Below are 16,992 nucleotides of genomic sequence, written 5' to 3' on the forward strand. Positions count from 1 at the left end.
GTGACCGTCCTCTCCCACGGGGCCGGGGAATCCCCCCGCCCCGGCTCGACCACCGCCCCCGGCCTCATCGCCGGCCCCGGGGCGGCCACGGCGCCCGGCGTGCGCGTCCGCGACCTCACCGTCGTCTACCGAACCCCGCTCGGCGAACTGCCCGCCCTCGGCGGCGTCAGCCTCACGATCGACCCCGGCACCATCACCGGCATCGTGGGGGAGTCCGGCTCCGGCAAGTCCACGCTGGCGCTCTCCCTGCTGAACGCCGTCCAGCCGCCCGGCCGCATCGCCGGCGGCAGCGTGGAGATCGACGGGCTGGGCGACGTCGTCGGCCTCGGCGGCGACCGGCTGCGCCGGGCGCGCGGCCGGCACCTCGGGTACGTCTTCCAGGCCGCGCAGAACTCGCTGAACCCGCTCAAGACGATCGGCAAGCAGCTGCTCGACCTCGGCCGCTCGCACGGGGTGGACGACCTGCCCGCGCTCGTGCGGCACGCCAGGGAACTGCTGGAACGCATGGGCCTGGACGGCGGCCGGGTGCTGGACTCCCACCAGCACGAGCTGTCGGGCGGCATGCGCCAGCGCGTGGGCATCATGCTCGCGCTCGTGCTCAACGCCCGCCTGGTCATCCTCGACGAGCCCACCACCGCGCTCGACATGATCACCCAGGCGACCATCCTGCGCATCATCCGTGAGATCCACAAGGAGCGCGGGCTCACCACGCTGATGGTCACCCACGACATGGGCGTGGCGGCCGAGGTCACCGACCGGCTCGCCGTCATGTACGGCGGCCGCGTGGTCGAGCACGGCCCCACCATGGAGGTGCTCGGCTCGCCCCGCCACCCCTACACGCGGGGGCTGATCGCGGCGATCCCGCGCCTGTCCGGCGACACCGCGCAGTCGCGGGCGCTGCCCGGCCGCCCGCCCACGCTCGGCACCCTGCCGGCGCGGGGGTGCGTCTTCCAGGAGCGGTGTCCGCTGCGCATGGACGTCTGCGCCACCGTGGAGCCGCCCTCGGTCACCGAGAACGGCAGGACCGTCGCCTGCCACGCCGTCGAGGCCTCCACGCCCCCAGAACGCAGGAAGGAGCACGCGTGATCACCGGGACCGGCATCACCAAGACGTTCAAGCAGCGCGGCGACGTCCTCGGCGCGCGCGAGGTGCGGGCGCTGCGCGGCATCGACTTCACCGTCCCCAAGGGCGGCGCCGTGTCGTTCATCGGCGAGTCCGGGTGCGGCAAGACCACGCTCGGCCGCATCATCGCCGGGCTGGAGACCTATGACGCGGGCGACATCGTCATCGACGGCACGCCGATGACGCCGCTCAGCCCGCGCCGGCGCCGGCCGTACTTCCGCCGCATCCAGCTCATCCACCAGGACCCCTACTCCGCGCTCAACCCGACGCGCACGATCCACCAGACCCTGAGCGCGCCGCTGTCGCTGCGGGCGTCCCAGACGGGGCGCTCGTCGTCCTGGGTCGACGCGCGCGCCGAGGAACTGCTGGCGCTGGTGGGCATCGACCCCGGCTACGTGCTCGGCCGCTACCCGCACCAGCTGTCGGGTGGCATGCGCCAGCGCGTGGTCATCGCCCGCGCGCTCACCGTGGACCCCGAGATGCTGGTCGCCGACGAGTCGGTGTCCATGATCGACGTGTCGATGCGGCTGAGCATCCTCGCCCTGCTGAAAGACCTGCGCGAGCGGCTCGGGGTGAGCGTGCTGTTCATCACCCACGACATCGCCACCGCCCGGTACATCGGCGACGAGGGCGAGCTGTACGTGCTCTACCGGGGGCAGGTCGTGGAACGGGGGCTGACGGAGACCGTCATCTCCGGGCCCGTCCACCCCTACACCCAGGCGCTGCTGTCGGCCATCCCCGTCCTGCACGGGCTGGAACGGCCCGGACGCGACCGGGTCGTGCCGACCGAGGCGCTGGACGAACGGCACGCGGACGACGGCTGCCTGTTCGCCCGCAGATGCCCCTTCCGGACCGAGCGGTGCGAGAAGGAGCGGCCGGTCCTGGCGGGCTGCGCCGACAGCACGCACGAGCACGCGTGCTTCCACCCGCAGCGGAGAGACGTCATCCCCGTGGAGGCGGTGGCGTGAGCGGCGGCGTCCGCGCCGTGCTGCCGGCCGAGCTGTCCGCCATCGGAGAGCTGGCCCGTGACGCGCTGACCTTCGACGCGGACGACGCGGCGCTGCTCGTGTCCCGGCTCGCCGCCCCGCCCGAGGACCGCCAGTGGACGGCGCTGACCCTGCCGTGCCTCGACGGCGTCGTGTTCGCCTCGCTGTCCTCCGCCACCGAAGGGGTCGGACACGTCGACCTGCTCGCCGTGCGCCCCACGGCGCGGGGACGGGGGCTCGGCACGGCCCTGCTGGGCGCGGCCGAACAGTGGCTGCGCGAGCGGGGGGCGCGCGAGGTCCGGCTGGCCGGCAACCCGCCCTGCTACGCCTGGCCGGGCATCGACGTGCGCTACACCCCGGCCGTCTGCCTGGCGGAGAGCCGAGGCTACGAGCGCTACCGCACCGCCTGGAACATGACCGCCGACCTGGCGCCCCACGCCCCCGGCGCCGGCCACGGCGAGGACGCCTCCGCCGGCGAGGACCCCTCCGCCGCCGGGGCGACCGCGGACGCCTCAGCAGCCGAGGACGCCTCTGCCGCCGAGACCGCCGAGCGCCGCGAGAACGAGCGCCTGGCCGCGGCCGGGGTCGACGTGCGGGCGGCGGCCGCCGGTGAGCGGGGCGAGGTGGCCGCGTTCGTGCGGCGGCACTGGAACGACGCCTGGGCCTGGGAGGTCGAGCAGGCGGCCGGCTGCCACTACGCCGTCCGGGACGGCGAGATCCTCGGCTTCGCGGCGTGGGGCGCCCGGCCGCGGTGGTTCGGCCCGATGGGCACGGCCGAGGCCGCCCGCGGGCTCGGCGTCGGCCGGGTCCTGCTGCGGCGCTGCCTCGGCGAACAGGCCGCGGCGGGCCAGAGCAGCGCGCAGATCGGCTGGGTCGGCCCGATCCACTTCTACGCGCGCGCCGTCGGCGCCCGCGTCGAGCGGGTGTTCTGGCTCTACCGCCGCCAATTCGACTGACCGTCCACCGGGCGCCCACGGCCCGGCCGACCACCGCACGATCCCCGGAAGATCCCCGGAAGATGAGGAGTCATGATGCGCCCATTCGCCACGCCGGCCACGACGGAGCAGAACGATCCGCGTTATCGCGAGATCGACCGCCTGCCGACCGGTGAGATCGCGCGGCTGATGAACGCCGCCGACTCCACGGTGCCGGCGGCGGTCGCGAGGGCGGTGCCGGAGATCTCGGCCGCGATCGACGACATCGTCGCCCGCATGCGCGACGGCGGGCGGCTGCTGTACGTGGGCGCCGGCACCTCCGGGCGGCTGGCCGTGCTTGACGCCTCCGAGTGCCCGCCGACGTTCGGCACAGACCCCGAGACGGTGGTCGGCGTCATCGCGGGCGGCCCGGCCGCGCTGACCAGGTCGGTCGAGGGGGCCGAGGACGACGCCGAGGCCGGCGCCGCCGCCATGCGCGAGCGGCGCGTCGGCCCGCGCGACTCGGTGGTGGGCCTGTCCGCCAGCGGACGCGCGCCGTTCGTGGTCGGCGCGGTGGCGCAGGCCCGCCGGCTGGACGCGCTGACGGTGGGCCTGTCGTGCAACACCGGCGTGCCGCTGTCCGAGGCGGCCCACCACGCCATCGAGGTGATCGTCGGGCCCGAGGTGGTGGCCGGGTCGACGCGGCTGAAGGCCGGCACGGCGCAGAAGCTCGTGCTCAACATGATCTCCACCATCTCCATGATCAAGTGCGGCCGGACCTTCGGGAACTACATGGTCGAGGTCTCCGCGAGCAACACCAAGCTCGTCGCGCGGGCGGCGCGCATCGTCGCCGACATCACCGGCGCCGACATCACCGCCGCGCGCGGCGCCCTGGAGGACGCCGGGCACGAGGTCAAGACCGCTGTCGTCATGGTGGAACGGGACCTTTCCGCCGACGAGGCCCGGCTGCTGCTCGCCGCGTGCGACGACCGCCTCGACCTCGCCCTCGGCGTCCGCTGACCGCCCGCCCGAGGGCGGCTCGCGGCCGGTCGGCATAATGCAGGTACATGTCCTCCCGCACTGACCTGACCTGGCCGACCGTGGCCGACGACGCGCTGCGCGAGGAGGTCCACCGCGTGATCCACGCGGTCGTGACGGCCGGCGGCGCGGTCGGCTACGTCACCCCGCCCGGCCGACAGGACACCGATCCGTTCCTGGACGACGTGCTCGCCGACGTCCGGCACGGCCGCGCGGCCCTGGCCGTGGCCCGGGTGGACGGCACGGCCCAGGCGATGGGCCTGTGGAGGCGCGCCTCGGCGCAGGTCTTCGCGCATTCCGCCGAGATCGGCAAGGTGATGGCGCACCCGTCCGCGCGCGGCCTCGGCCTCGGCCGCCTGGTCGTGGCGGGCCTCGTCGACAGCGCCCGCGCCGCGGGCCTTGAGACGCTGACGCTCGGGGCGCGCGGCAACAACCACGGGGCCATCGAGCTGTACGAGAGCCTCGGCTTCCGCGAGTGGGGCCGGCTGCCCAACGTCATCGAGGTCGGCATGGAACGCTTCGACGACGTCCGCATGTACCTGGACCTGGGCACCAGGGACTCCCGGGTCGTGTTGAGGGGGTCGGGGCCCGGCGGCGCGGGCTCCTCGCCGCGCCGGCGGCCGCGCGGCGTGACCGGTGAGGCCGTGGACGTCGGCGAAGTGACCAGGGGGCCGCGGACGTCGGCGAATGGCTCAAGGACGTGACGCCGTCCGGCGAACCGCGCCGGGGGAGCCGCCGGGCGGGCGGTTGAGCGCCGCAGGCCGGGGGCGCACCCCCGGTGAGGGACGGGGCGGCTCATCGGTCGGGTACCCCCGTCCCTCACGGCGGCCGTGGCCGCCAGGGGTGAGCGGCGAGGCCGTGGACCTCGCCGCTCGGGCGGCCACCGCGGCCGCTATGGGGTGGGCAGGCCACCGGCCGTGTCGCCTGCCTCTCCTGGAGGATCTTCGCGCGGTGCCGTCAAAGTCGGCGCGGTGTCGTCACAGCCGGGCGGAGGTGACCGACCGGCGGCCGAGCACGACGCCCAGAGCGATCATGCCGAGGCCGAGGATCAGGTGCAGCCAGTTGTCGGCGGCGTTCAGCGGGACGAAGTTCGCCGGGGTGTCGTGCCCGATCAGCATGCCGTACACCCACAGGAGCAGGTAGACCACGCCGCCGCCGACCAGGAAGCCGCGGGCGCCCTGCCAGGTGCGGGCCATGACGATGCCGGCGACGCCGAACAGCAGGTGGACGATGTTGTGCAGGATCGACACCTCGAAGACGCCGAGGAGCATCGCGTCGGACTGGTGGCCCGCGAACTGGAGCTGGTCGACGTTCGTCGTGACGCCGGGGATGAAGCCCAGCACCCCGACCAGGATGAACACCACTCCGACGACGAGCGATGCCATCTGCAGCGGTGTGCGGGCGGTGCTTCTGCGGATCGTGTCCATGACCCCTCCAGAGGGGAGAGACTGCTGTGGTCGGTCAGGCACCCGGCTACCCTGCTGCGCCGCGCATATACGGGGTCGTCCCATAACGAGCCGGTGAACGCCGCCGGTGCGCGCGCGAACATCCTGGAAAAGACGGTCTTCGTGCCGCGAATTCATTTCCCGGACGGCGCGAAATCGCTTTCTCCGGCCTGCGCGGCCCCGCCGAGCGCCCTGTCGCCCGAGGTCGGAGCGGGTCCGGCGTGATCTACCGTGCCCGGCGGTTCGCCTGCCCGCGACGGGGTACATGGTGCGTCCCCGTGGAAAGGACAACGCCGATGAACGCCGAACGCGGAAGCGCCAAGCACGGTCGCCGGCTCGATGAGGAGATCAAGCACGAGACGGGCGGCATCGTCCGGGGCGGCGGCGGCGCCCGCGCCGAAGAATGGAAGGAGCCCGAACCCGTGCGGGACGCCGAGAACGACCTGCGACCCCAGGAGTACGCGCCCGGCCACGAGCCGGGGGTCGCGCCCGGGATGACGCAGAACGACGTGGACCAGCGCAGCAGCCTGGCCAGATGGCTGGTGGACGTGCGCTATCCGGCCGGCCGCGACGAGATCCTCGCCCACGCGGAGAAGAACCCCGCGGTGCCGGACGCCGTGCTGGAGGCGCTGCGCGGCCTGCCCGAGGGCGCCTTCCGCAACATCGGGGAGATGGCCGAGGCGCTGGGGCTGGGCCGCGAGCGCCGCTTCAGCGACTCACCCGGACGCCGCTCCGGCGACTGACGGCGGCGCGGCGCCGGCGCGGACCCCGGGCACGTCGAGCGACGGCCCGGCGGGCTCCGGCGTCACAGGGCCGCCCGGACGCCTCCCTGCGACAGGTCCCGCTCCGGCATCCGGCGTGGCCAGGGCGTTTCCCGTTCCTCGCACCGGGTAACCGCTCGACCGCGTCTTTCGGCGAAGTGCGAGGAGGATTAAATGATCAAGCATGGCGGTGACGTCATCACCGTCCTCACGACCGACCACCGCGAAGTGGAGGAGATCTTCGCGGAGCTGGAGCGTCTGCGGGGCACCGGCGAACACGACCACCGCAGGGAGCTGACCGAGAAGGTGATCACCGAGCTGGTCAGGCACTCGGTGGCCGAGGAGGCTTACCTGTACCCGGCGGCCCGGAAGTTCATCCCCGACGGCGACCGGCTGGCCGACCGTGAGATCGCCGGCCACGCCCACGCCGAGCGGCTGATGAAGCGGCTGGAGGGCTCCGAGGTCACAGACCCCGCCTTCGAGGGCCTGCTGGACGACCTGATGGCCACCATCAGGGAGCACATGCGCGAGGAGGAGGCCGAGCTGTTCCCCGAACTGGTGCGGTACGCCGACGCGGAGGAGCTGCACGGCCTGGGGCAGAAGATCACGATGATGAAGAAGGTCGCGCCCACCCGGCCCCATCCCGCCGCTCCTGACAGGCCCCCGGTGAACAAGCTGCTGGCCCCCGGCGCCGGCCTGGTGGACCGCATCCACGACCTGCTCACCGGCCGGGGCAAGTCCTGACCCAACGCGGTCAAATGCCTGTCCCAACTCGGTCAAATGATCGCCTCTGCCCGCGTTTCGCCACGTACACGTGGGGCAACAGGGTCCTATGAGAGTCATCGTGGTGGGCGCGACCGGCAACGTCGGGACGAGTGTGGTCTCCGCTCTGGAGGCCGATCCCGACGTCATCTCGATCGTCGGCATCGCCCGGCGGATCCCCGCCCGCCGCGCCGACATAGGGGCCGAGGGGACGGGCAGGACCCGCTGGCACTCGGCCGACGTCACCAAGAGCGACCTCACCGCCGTCTTCTCCGGCGCGGACGCCGTCGTCAACCTCGCCTGGCTGTTCCAGCCGACCCGTGACCCGCTGACGACCTGGCGGGCGAACGTCCTGGGCGGCATGCGGGTCTTCCGCGCCGTGGCCGAGGCCGGGGTGCCCATCCTCGTGCACGCCTCCTCCGTCGGCGCCTACTCGCCGGGGCCCAAGGACGGCGCGGTGGGCGAGAGCTGGCCCACCCACGGCTGGCCCGGCGCGGCGTACTCGCGGGAGAAGGCCTACCTTGAGCGGGTTCTCGACGTCTTCGAGAACGACCACCCGAGCATCCGCGTCGTGCGGATGCGCCCGGGGTTCATCTTCAAGCGCGAGGCGGCCGCCGAGCAGCGCCGCCTGTTCGCCGGTCCCTTCCTGCCCGGACGGCTGCTGCGCGCCGGCCGCGTCCCCTTCGTGCCCGACATCCCGGGGCTGCGCGTCCAGGCCCTGCACTCGGCCGACGCGGGGGAGGCCTTCCGGCTGGCCGTGACCCGCTCGGTCGCCGGCGCGTTCAACATCGCGGCCGAGCCGGTGCTGGACGCCGCCGCCCTGGCGGGGCTGCTCGGCGCCCGCCTGGTGCCGGTCCCGCCCTTCGTGGCCAGGACCGCCGTCGCGGCGGCCTGGCACATGCGCCTGATCCCGGCCTCACCCGGGCTGATGGAGATGGCGCTGCAGATCCCGATCATGGACACCGCGCGGGCGCGCACCATCCTCGGCTGGCGGCCCCGGCACACCGCGCTTGAGGCGGTCGGGGAGCTGCTGGAAGGACTGCGCACCGGCGCCGGCATGGAGACCCCGTCGCTGCGCGCCGGGGCGGGCGGCCCGGCACGCGTCGGCGAACTCGCGACCGGCGTCGGCGGACGCCCCTGAGCCCCGGACGCCCCTGAGCCGGCGGGCGTCGCTGAGGCCGCGGGCGTTCCTGGGGCGGCGTTCTCGCGTTCGTCGTCAGCGGGGGACGTGGTTGCGCAGCCCGAGTTCGTCCGGGTAGAGCGAGAAGTACGTCTGGCCGGCCAGGTAGGACGCGCCCATCCCCCTGACGTGGTGGCGCAGCAGGGTCAGCGGCACGCTGAGGGCGACCCGGTGCGCGTGGTAGGCGTCGATCACCTCCACCAGGTCGGCGCGCCGGGCCCTGTCCAGGCCATCGCTCATCATGCCCAGGCAGTGCAGGAGCACGTTCACGTTGCGGCCGACGGTGGCCCGGGTGGCCAGCGCCGTGCGGAAGGCCCGGCCGTAGGTGGCGGCGAGCCGCCGCGGCGGGAGGGTGCCCGCCTCGGCGACCAGCCGGCCCATCTCCCGGTACGCCGCCGGATCGTGGGAGAGCAGCTGCATCTTGTGCCGGGCGTGGAAGGCGACCAGGTCGCGGGCCCGCCAGTCGGCCTCCAGCAGCGCCCGCAGGCGGGCATGGGCGAAGACCCGCTCCACGAACGCCTCGCGCAGGACGTCGTCGTGCAGCCGGCCCTCGTCCTCCACCGGCAGCAGCGGATGCGCCTCGATCATCGCGTTCGCGTACAGGCCGCGGCCCCGTCTGCCGGAGCCGAGCACCGGGACGCCGTGGAGGCCGCAGGTCGGGCTCTTGGCCTTGAACACGTAGCCGTCCACCCGCAACGCGGCCGCGCGCGCCGCGGCCAGCGCGGTCATCCGGCCGGTCAGGTCCCTGCGGGAGGTGCGGGTCACCAGGCGCGGCGCGCCGGGAGGCCCTTCCAGGTGGACCGTCTCGCGGGGGGCGCCCAGGCCGAGCTCCATCTCGGGGCAGATGGGCACCCAGTCGACCCACGGGGACAGGGCGCCGGACACGAAGCGGTCGCGGCTGTGGCCGCCGTTGAAGCGCACCGGCTCCCCGAGCAGGCAACTAGACACCGCGACCCGCGGCCTGATGCCCCGCTCGCCGTCCGTCAGCCGCTCGCCGTCCGTCCGCCGCCCCGTGTCCTGTGCCGGCATCGTCCCGTCAGCCTCCCCGGTATGCGCCCTGCCCATGGCCGTCCATCGCCGTCCTTTCCCTACCTTCGGAGGACCCGCCCCGTCCGGATGCATCCGGGGCCGTCCCTTCGGACTCCGGTGCGGGCGGCGGCCGAACGGCACGCCGGCCGCGGGTCAGTCGCCTTCCGGGCGGTCGCGGAGGAACGCCGAGATTCGCTCCGTGTGACCGACGAGCACGTGGCCGGCGTCCGGGAGGAGGTCGACCCGCGCGTGGGGCGCCGTCTCGCGCAGCCGCCGCCGGGTGTCGTAGGAGTCGAGCAGGCCGTCGCGCCCGCCGACGATCACCAGCATCGGCATGGTCAGCCGGCGCAGGGCGTCGTCGTCCAGCACGGGCAGCGGCTCGCTCCGGTACCTGACGTGCTTGCCGACCGTCATCATGTACTCGCCGAACGCGCGCGCCTCGGCGGTCGGCGCGGGGGCGATGGGCCCGAGGGCCAGCCGCATCGCCCTGCGCCGCCCCCGGTCGCCGAACGGCCGCAGCAGCAGCCACAGCAGCAGCGCGCCGGACTTCTGCCGGCCCACGCCGCCAGGGCACAGCAGCGCCATGCGCTCGACCCGCTCGGGCCGGTGGCTCGCGTACTGCAGCGCCAGCCACCCGCCGAGCGAGATGCCCACGATGGACGCGCGCTGGACGCCGAGCGCGTCCATCACCTCCGACAGCCACGTCACGTACGCGCCCGAGGCGAGCGGCGGGCGCGACGGCGCGCTCAGCCCCGGCTCGCCGATCATGTCGACGGCGTGGACGCGGAAGTGGCGCGACCAGGAGACGACGTCGCCCATCCACATCGCGGTGTTCGCCCCCGAGCCGTGCAGGAGCAGCAGCGGCGGAGCCTCCGGCGGGCCGCACACCACGACGAACGTCTCGCCCTGGCCGGTCGGCACGTGGAGCCGCTCGTGCGGCACCGGCCATCGCTCCAGCCACGCCAGGTACTCCCGCTCGACGACGCGGCCGCCCTCGGCGGAGGTGTAGACGGCGGTCATCGCCCCTCCTCGATCAGCACTTGAATGATCTTCAATACTCCGGAGACGTCGTCCAGGCCGCCGATGACGATGACCTGCAGGACGGCGCTCTCCTCGTCGTAGACGGTCTCGACGCGCAGGCGCCGGCGGTCCTCGCGCCCGCCGACCGCTCCGATGACCGTGTTGCTCACCCGGGTCACCGCCTCGGGGCTGATCGCGTCGACGCGCACGATGGCGGACACCTCGGCGTGGCGGGTGCGCCTGGCGGTCTCGGCGGCCGGGGGCGCGACGGGGTAGCCCGCGAACGCGTCGAGGTCCTCGCGCGCGATGCGGTACTGCTTGCCGACGCGCACGGCCTTGAGCCGCCCGTCGCGGACGTACCCGCGCACCGTCTTGGCGTGCAGACCCAGCAGGCTCGCCGCCTGATCGATCGTGTACGGCTGAGACACCGGAGTCCTTCCCTGTTCTTCCCTAACATTCCCTTAGATGAACCATAACAGGGAAGAATGGGGAAGCAAAGTGCAATACCCGTATGCCGCGCGGCGAAGGGGCAGGGCGGCGACGCGGGGACGTTCCGCGCGAAAGGTTCACGGAAGACGCCGCGCGGCGGCCGTCCGTCCCGCCGGGACGCGCCCCGGCGCGCGTGACGTATGCCCAGGCGGCGGACGGTACGCGGGCACGGCGCCGGCGCGCCCCGGAGGTCGTGGACCTGACCGGACCTTGACGGCCGGTCAGAGCCGATCTAGCGTCCGCCGCGAGTGAAGGCGACCCGCGAAGACCAAGGAGCGGACCGATGCCCCGGCGGATTCTCCTCGTGCTGAGCGCGATCATCGTGGCCTTCGGCCTGCAGCCGCACGGCGCCGCCCGCGCCGATGCCGTGTCGGTGCCCGTCGGGGCCGCCTTCACCGACACCGGCGGCGGCCTGGTGCACGCCCACGGCGGCGGTGTGATCAAGGTGGGCTCGTACTACTACTGGTTCGGCGAGAACCGCAACGCCGACAACACCTTCCGCTACGTGTCGGTCTGGCGCTCCACCGACCTGCGCACCTGGGAGTTCCGCCGGCACGTGCTCAGCCAGTCCAGCAGCTCCGAACTCCAGGTCGCCAACATCGAACGGCCGAAGGTCATCTACAACCCCTCCACCGGCCAGTACGTCATGTGGATGCACAAGGAGAACGGCAGGGACTACGGCGAGGCACGGGCGGCGGTCGCGGTGTCCTCCACCGTGGACGGCGACTACACCTACCTGCGCAGCTTCCGCCCGCTCAACTACATGTCCCGCGACCTGACCCTCTTCAGGGACGACAACGGCACCGCCTACATGATCTCGGCCGCGAACGAGAACGCCGACCTGCACGTCTACCGGCTCACCTCCGACTACACCTCGGTCGCCGCCCGCGTCCAGAACCTGTGGCCGGGCTCCTACCGCGAGGCGCCGGCCATGTTCAAGCGCGGCTCGGTCTACTTCCTGCTGACCTCCGGCGCGACGGGCTGGTCGCCGAACCAGCAGAAGTACGGGACGGCCTCCAGCGTCGAAGGCTCATGGAGCGGGCTGTCCAACGTGGGCGACTCGACGGCCTACGGGTCGCAGACCGCCTACGTCCTGCCCGTCCAGGGCAGCGCGACGACCTCGTACCTGTACATGGGGGACCGGTGGGCCGGCGCCTGGGGCGGCCCGGTCAACGACTCGCAGTACGTGTGGCTGCCCCTGCAGTTCCCGTCCAGCACGACGATGACCATGGCGAACGCCACCTCGGTGACCATCGACACCGCCACCGGTTCCGTCAGCGCGTCCGGTTCGGGGCCGAGGTACGACCGGTTCACCGTGCGGCACACGGGCAAGTGCGTCGACGTGCGCGACGGCTCGACCGCCAACAACGCGGCCATCATCCAGTGGACGTGCAACAACGGCGCCAACCAGCAGTGGAGCGTGAACGACGTCGGCGGCGGCTACGTCCAGATCGTCGCCCGGCACTCTGGCAAGTGCCTCGACGTCACCAGCGGGAGCACGGCCGACGGCGCGTCGATCATCCAGTACACCTGCGGCGGCGGCGCCAACCAGCAGTGGCGCCTGCAGGACGCGGGCGGCGGCTACGTCCGCCTCGTCGCCCGGCACTCCGGCAAGTGCATGGATATGCCGAGCTCCTCCACGGCCGACAACACCCAGTTCAAGCAGTACACCTGCGGCAGCGGCGCCAACCAGCAGTTCCAGCGCACCACCGTGTGACGGCCCGCCTCCCAAATCCCCGGTCATCCTTCGGGGCGCTTCCTGCGTCGAACACGCAGGCGGCGAACAAGGGAGCGGCGATGGAGACGATCGGGGAAGCGGAGGCCTGCGCCTCGCACGAGGCGCGAGACCTGTGGGCCTGACGCCGGAGCGGACCGGCGCCCGCACCGCAGAGATCGGGAACGCCCTGTCAGGTGGTGAACCGCCGAGCCCGGCGGTCCGGCCCGCCGGCAGTGATGGGCACGGATGAGCGTGGATGAGCATGGATGAGCCGGCGCTGCTCCTGTCGGCCCCCGGTACCCGCGTCCTCCTGGTCGGATCCGGCTCGCATCAGCCCGCCGCGAAGGTCGGCGACATCCCCGCCGTGGCGGAGACGATCGGCGACCTGTCCGCGGCCCTGGTCGAGCGAGCGGGCGTCTCCCCTGACGACCTCACCTGCCTGCTGGACCCCGCCGATCCCGGCACACTGGCCGACGCGGTCGACGCCGTCGCGCGGGAGGCGACGGGGGTGCTGCTGGTCCACTACATCGGGCACGGCCTGATCGGGCCGGACAACACCCTGCACCTGGCCACGAGACGCACGGCCGACCTCACGCGCGGCCCCGTCCGCAACCAGGCCCTGCCCTACGCGGAGCTGCGCGACCTGCTGTCCGCGAGCAGGGCCGAGCTGACGGTGGTCGTGCTCGACTGCTGCTACGCGGGACGCGCGGAGGGCTGGTGGGGGAGCTACCTGCTCGCCTCCACCAGCCGGGATCAGCCGGGCTGGGCGCCACCGGGGGAACGGCACACGGCCTTCACCGGCGAGCTCATCCGGCTGCTCGTCGAAGGGGACCGCGCGGCGCCACGCCTGCTCACCATCGACGACCTGTTCCGCTGCCTCTCCCGCACGATGCGTCACCGCGGCCTTCCCGTGCCGCAGCGGCAGGCGGCCGACCCGAGCGGCCGCCGTCCCCTGGTCGTCAACGCCGCCTACCACCCGCCGGCGGGACGCCCGCTCCCCGCCCTCGTCGACGACGGCGAGCACAGTCCGTACGCCGGTCTGCGGCCTTTCGGCGCCGACGACACCGCGTTCTTCTTCGGGCGGCGAGAGCTGACCCACATCCTCATCGGCCGGGTCGGCGCCCGTCCGACGATCCCGCTGCTGGTGACGGGGCCGTCCGGGTCGGGCAAGTCCTCGGTGCTGCAGGCGGGGCTCGTCCCGGCCTACGGCGCCAGGCGGTGCCTGGTGACGACCCCGGGCGCCGAGCCCGTCGGGCAACTCCTGCGGCGCGTCGCCGAGTACGCGGAGGTGGACCTCCGGCTCGCCCGCCTCGCGCTGGAACGGGGCGAGGAGCACCTCGCGGACCTTCTGCCGGCCGGGACGCTCGTCGTCGTGGACCAGTTCGAGGAGGTGTTCACGCTCTGCCAGGACGAGGCCGAGCGGCGGGAGTTCGTCGGCCTAATCGCCGCGCTGTGCGCGCGGGGGAGCAGGACGGTGGTGATCGGGCTGCGTGCCGACTTCTTCGGCCACTGCACGCCCTACGAACCGCTGATGCGGGCGTTGCGCCGTCCGGAGGTGGTCCCGGCCATGGACCGGGCGCAGCTGCGCAGCGTCATCCAGGGACCGGCCGAGGCCGTCGGACTGACTCTGGAGGAGGACCTGGTCGAGCTGGTCCTGGACGACCTCGGCGCCGGCCTCGGCGGCGCCGGCTCGATGCCCGGGATGACCCTGCCCCTGCTCTCCCACGCCCTTCTCGCCACCTGGCAGCGGCGCGAGGGCCGGGTCCTGACCCTGGCGGCCTACCGGGCCACCGGCGGCATCACCCGTGCGCTGGCCCGTACCGCCGACGAGATCGTGCTGTCGCTCTCTCCGCCGGCCCAGGAGGTCGCCCGCCGCATGCTGCCGCGGCTGGTCCGGCTGGGGGAGGGCACCGAGGACACCCGCCGGCGCGTCCCGCTCGCCGAAATCCTCGGGGCCGGTGACCAGACCCTGCGCCGCGAGGTCCTCGACACGCTGGCCCGCGGGCGCCTGGTCACCGTGGACGAGGAGAAGGCGCAGCTCGTCCACGAATCCCTGATCCGCGCGTGGCCGCGGCTGCACACCTGGATCGAGGCCGACCGGGCCGACCTGCTGGCACACCAGCAACTCTCCGAGGACGCCGGCAAATGGCTCCGGCAGGGGCGCAGTCCCGACTACCTCTACTCCGGCGGGCTTCTGGAGGCCATCGCCCCGGCCCGCGAGCGCTGGCGGGCCGACCCGGACCGCTACCCGTCCGGCGACGACGTCACGGCTGAGTTCCTCGCGGCCGGCGAGCGCGCGGTGCGGCGGGCCGCACGGCTGCGCAGGACGGTCGCCGTCCTGCTCGTCCTGCTCACCCTGGCCTCGCTGACGGGGGCCGGAGGCGCCGTCTTCTACGCCTACAACTCCTCGGCGCAGCGGAACTCGGCGGTGTCGCGGCAGTTCGCCGCCCAGAGCCTCGGCATCGGCGACACCGATCCGGCGCTCTCCCAGAAGCTCGCCGCCACCTCCTGGCATTTCGCCCATACCCCCGAGGCCTGGCACAGCATGCTGAGCGCGCTGGCGAACCCCGGACGCGAGGTCCTCAGCCCCCGACTCGGCGAGATGACCGCCGTCGCCTTCAGCCCGGCCGGTCACGTCCTGGCGACGGCGAGCGGGAACGGCGCGGTCCGGCTCTGGGACGGCTCCGCCCCCTCCGAGATCGCCAAGCCGCTCACCGGTCCCATCCACTCCATGGCCTTCAGCCCGGACGGCCGGATCCTGGCCACGGCGGGCCAGGACTCCGTCCCCCGCCTGTGGGACGCCGTCACCCGCCGCCAGCTCGGCGTCCCGCTGACCGGGCACGCCGGCCCGGTCTACTCGGTCGCGTTCAGCCCGGACGGCCGGTGGCTGGCCACCGCCGGCCGGGACGGGACCGTCCGGATGTGGGAGACCGCCACCCAACGCCCGATCGGCGCGCCCTTCGGCCGCGGGGCCGTCCCGCTGACCACCGTGGCCGCCGCCCCGGACGGGCGGGCCCTGGCCACCGCCGACCGGGACGGAGTGATCCGGCTGTGGAACCCGGCCACCGGGCGCGAGCTGGGACGACCCATCGCCGGCCACACCGGCGCGATCATCGGCGTGGCCTTCGGCGGATCAGGCGAGGTGCTGGTCAGCGGGGGCGTGGACAAGTCGCTCCGCGTGTGGGACACCGTCACCCACCGGCAGATCGGAGCGTCCCTCCGCCACCCGGCCCAGCTGACCGCGGTCGCCGTCAGCCCGGACGGCCGCACCGTGGCCACCGCGGAAGGAGCCGAGAACATGCGACAGACCATACGCGTCCGGGACATCATGACGCGTGACCTGCTCGGCAGGCCGATGACCATGACCACGGGGACCATGGCCGCCATGGCGTTCGGCTCCGACGGCCGGAGCCTCGCGACCGCCACCGGGGACACCGTCCGGCTCTGGGACCTCGCCGCGCACCGGCAGGCCGCCCGTCCGCTGACCGGCCACACCAAGATCGTCAATGAGGTCGCCTTCAGCCCGGACGGCCGCGTCGTGGCCACCGCGAGCCTCGACAACGACGTCCGCCTCTGGGACGCCACGACGCACACCCAGATCGGCCCGCCGCTCACCGGGCACACGGACTCCGTCGTGGCGGCGGCGTTCAGCCCGGACGGCCGCGTCCTGGCCACCGGAGGCGACGACAACACCGTCCGGATCTGGGACGTGGCCACCCGGCGGCAGCTCGGCGAACCGCTGACCGTGACGACCGGATCTGTCACCTCTGTCGCCTTCAGTCCGGACGGCGGCACGCTCGCCGCCGCGAGCGGGAGCACCGCCCAGCTCTGGCGCCTGGCCGACGGCCGCCGCGCGGGACCGAAACTGAAGAGCGACAGCGGTCCGGTGTACAAGGTCGCCTTCAGCCCGGACGGCGCCGTCCTGGCCCTCGCGAGCGGGAGGACGGCGCAACTGTGGGACGCGGCGACCGCGCACAGCATCGGCGGCCCGCTGGAAGGGCACACCACGGACGTCAGCGCCGTCGCCTTCAGCCCGGACGGCCGCACGCTCGCGACCGCGAGCCAGGACGGCGGGATCCGCCTCTGGAAGACCGCCACCCGCACGCAGGTCGGCGAGCCCCTCCTGGGACACACGGCGACGGTCAACTCGCTCGCCTTCCGTCCGGACGCCCGCGGCGGCACCGGCGGCGAGGACGCGCTCGTCCTCGCCAGCACGGGCAACGACGGCACGGTCCGGATCTGGGACACCGGGACCCACCACCAGATCGGCCCGCCGCTCACCGGTCACAGCGGGCCGGTCTACGGGCTGGCGTTCGGCCCGGACGGCCGCACGCTGGCCACCGCGGGCGCGGACCGCACCGCCAGGCTCTGGGACGTGGGCTTCCCGGGCGACCCGTTCGCGGCGCTCTGCGGAATCTCCGGCGCACTGACCCGTGAGCAGTGGGCGCAGTACCTGCCCGGCGAGGACTTCCAGCCGGTGTGCGACCTGAGATCCGGCACATGACCAGACCGAGGAACGGAGACGGCCC

15 protein-coding genes are annotated in these 16,992 nt (G+C 73.5%); 11 read left to right on the forward strand and 4 right to left on the reverse strand.

Annotated features, from left to right (window positions below):
* The 5 genes from ACZ6QO_RS20595 (at position 1) to ACZ6QO_RS20615 (ending at position 4,764) form a co-directional block, all read left to right on the forward strand.
* Complete coding sequence (locus tag ACZ6QO_RS20595; RefSeq protein ID WP_465852819.1) at positions 1-1,086, forward strand: ABC transporter ATP-binding protein; 1,086 nt, start codon at positions 1-3, stop codon at positions 1,084-1,086.
* Positions 1,083-2,090 carry an ABC transporter ATP-binding protein gene (locus tag ACZ6QO_RS20600; protein WP_465852820.1) on the forward strand — a complete coding sequence of 336 codons (1,008 nt, stop codon included), beginning with the start codon at positions 1,083-1,085 and terminating at the stop codon, positions 2,088-2,090. The genes ACZ6QO_RS20595 and ACZ6QO_RS20600 overlap by 4 nt, the downstream gene beginning before the upstream one ends.
* Positions 2,087-3,064: a GNAT family N-acetyltransferase gene (locus tag ACZ6QO_RS20605; RefSeq protein ID WP_465852821.1), complete on the forward strand. Its 978-nt coding sequence runs from the start codon at positions 2,087-2,089 to the stop codon at positions 3,062-3,064. Before ACZ6QO_RS20600 ends, ACZ6QO_RS20605 begins: the two co-directional genes overlap by 4 nt.
* Positions 3,065-3,136: 72 nt before the next feature.
* Positions 3,137-4,042, forward strand: coding sequence for an N-acetylmuramic acid 6-phosphate etherase (gene murQ / locus ACZ6QO_RS20610; protein ID WP_465852823.1), 906 nt, complete (start codon positions 3,137-3,139; stop codon positions 4,040-4,042).
* 47 nt (positions 4,043-4,089) lie between these two features.
* The gene (locus tag ACZ6QO_RS20615) at positions 4,090-4,764 is read left to right on the forward strand and encodes a GNAT family N-acetyltransferase (RefSeq protein ID WP_465852825.1); all 675 of its coding nucleotides are present in this window, start codon (positions 4,090-4,092) and stop codon (positions 4,762-4,764) included.
* 273 nt (positions 4,765-5,037) lie between these two features.
* On the opposite strand, the gene ACZ6QO_RS20620 is transcribed toward ACZ6QO_RS20615, so the two are convergent.
* Entirely contained in the window at positions 5,038-5,487 is a 450-nt protein-coding gene (locus ACZ6QO_RS20620) for a DUF4383 domain-containing protein (RefSeq protein ID WP_465852827.1), read from the reverse strand.
* Positions 5,488-5,580: 93 nt separating this feature from the next.
* On the opposite strand from ACZ6QO_RS20620, the gene ACZ6QO_RS20625 reads away from it, so the two are divergent.
* The 4 genes from ACZ6QO_RS20625 (at position 5,581) to ACZ6QO_RS20640 (ending at position 8,169) form a co-directional block, all read left to right on the forward strand.
* Complete coding sequence (locus ACZ6QO_RS20625) at positions 5,581-5,730, forward strand: hypothetical protein (protein ID WP_465852829.1); 150 nt, start codon at positions 5,581-5,583, stop codon at positions 5,728-5,730.
* A gap of 71 nt (positions 5,731-5,801) precedes the next feature.
* Complete coding sequence (locus ACZ6QO_RS20630; protein WP_465852831.1) at positions 5,802-6,248, forward strand: DUF2795 domain-containing protein; 447 nt, start codon at positions 5,802-5,804, stop codon at positions 6,246-6,248.
* A gap of 192 nt (positions 6,249-6,440) precedes the next feature.
* A complete protein-coding gene (locus ACZ6QO_RS20635; RefSeq protein ID WP_465852833.1) occupies positions 6,441-7,010 on the forward strand; it encodes a hemerythrin domain-containing protein in 570 nt (189 codons plus the stop codon).
* Positions 7,011-7,098: 88 nt separating this feature from the next.
* Complete coding sequence (locus ACZ6QO_RS20640; protein ID WP_465852835.1) at positions 7,099-8,169, forward strand: NAD-dependent epimerase/dehydratase family protein; 1,071 nt, start codon at positions 7,099-7,101, stop codon at positions 8,167-8,169.
* A 75-nt stretch (positions 8,170-8,244) separates the two neighbouring features.
* Here ACZ6QO_RS20640 and ACZ6QO_RS20645 read toward each other — a convergent pair whose 3' ends face one another.
* The 3 genes from ACZ6QO_RS20645 to ACZ6QO_RS20655 all read right to left on the reverse strand — a co-directional run bounded on the left by ACZ6QO_RS20645 (position 8,245) and on the right by ACZ6QO_RS20655 (position 10,685).
* Positions 8,245-9,237 (reverse strand): YbgA family protein, encoded by a 993-nt coding sequence (locus tag ACZ6QO_RS20645; protein ID WP_465852837.1) that lies wholly within the window; start codon positions 9,235-9,237, stop codon positions 8,245-8,247.
* Between the two features lie 153 nt (positions 9,238-9,390).
* Positions 9,391-10,257: an alpha/beta fold hydrolase gene (locus ACZ6QO_RS20650; protein ID WP_465852839.1), complete on the reverse strand. Its 867-nt coding sequence runs from the start codon at positions 10,255-10,257 to the stop codon at positions 9,391-9,393.
* On the reverse strand, positions 10,254-10,685 hold the full coding sequence (locus tag ACZ6QO_RS20655; protein WP_465852841.1) for a helix-turn-helix domain-containing protein: 432 nt from the start codon (positions 10,683-10,685) through the stop codon (positions 10,254-10,256). The genes ACZ6QO_RS20650 and ACZ6QO_RS20655 overlap by 4 nt, the downstream gene beginning before the upstream one ends.
* Positions 10,686-11,029: 344 nt before the next feature.
* Here ACZ6QO_RS20655 and ACZ6QO_RS20660 point away from each other — a divergent pair, with 344 nt between their 5' ends.
* Positions 11,030-12,463 (forward strand): RICIN domain-containing protein, encoded by a 1,434-nt coding sequence (locus tag ACZ6QO_RS20660; protein WP_465852843.1) that lies wholly within the window; start codon positions 11,030-11,032, stop codon positions 12,461-12,463.
* A gap of 256 nt (positions 12,464-12,719) precedes the next feature.
* Complete coding sequence (locus ACZ6QO_RS20665; RefSeq protein ID WP_465852844.1) at positions 12,720-16,967, forward strand: caspase, EACC1-associated type; 4,248 nt, start codon at positions 12,720-12,722, stop codon at positions 16,965-16,967.
* The last annotated feature ends 25 nt before the right edge of the window (positions 16,968-16,992 follow it).

Source organism: Sphaerisporangium sp. NPDC049457 (assembly GCF_055586705.1).

Bases quoted from the DNA above. Each gene is read 5' to 3' on its own strand.
- ACZ6QO_RS20650 (WP_465852839.1), bottom strand. From the start codon at position 10,257: ATGACCGCCGTCTACACCTCCGCCGAGGGCGGCCGCGTCGTCGAGCGG.
- ACZ6QO_RS20660 (WP_465852843.1), top strand. From the start codon at position 11,030: ATGCCCCGGCGGATTCTCCTCGTGCTGAGCGCGATCATCGTGGCCTTC.
- ACZ6QO_RS20615 (WP_465852825.1), top strand. From the start codon at position 4,090: ATGTCCTCCCGCACTGACCTGACCTGGCCGACCGTGGCCGACGACGCG.
- ACZ6QO_RS20645 (WP_465852837.1), bottom strand. From the start codon at position 9,237: ATGCCGGCACAGGACACGGGGCGGCGGACGGACGGCGAGCGGCTGACG.
- ACZ6QO_RS20630 (WP_465852831.1), top strand. From the start codon at position 5,802: ATGAACGCCGAACGCGGAAGCGCCAAGCACGGTCGCCGGCTCGATGAG.
- murQ (WP_465852823.1), top strand. From the start codon at position 3,137: ATGATGCGCCCATTCGCCACGCCGGCCACGACGGAGCAGAACGATCCG.
- ACZ6QO_RS20665 (WP_465852844.1), top strand. From the start codon at position 12,720: ATGAGCATGGATGAGCCGGCGCTGCTCCTGTCGGCCCCCGGTACCCGC.
- ACZ6QO_RS20620 (WP_465852827.1), bottom strand. From the start codon at position 5,487: ATGGACACGATCCGCAGAAGCACCGCCCGCACACCGCTGCAGATGGCA.
- ACZ6QO_RS20640 (WP_465852835.1), top strand. From the start codon at position 7,099: ATGAGAGTCATCGTGGTGGGCGCGACCGGCAACGTCGGGACGAGTGTG.
- ACZ6QO_RS20635 (WP_465852833.1), top strand. From the start codon at position 6,441: ATGATCAAGCATGGCGGTGACGTCATCACCGTCCTCACGACCGACCAC.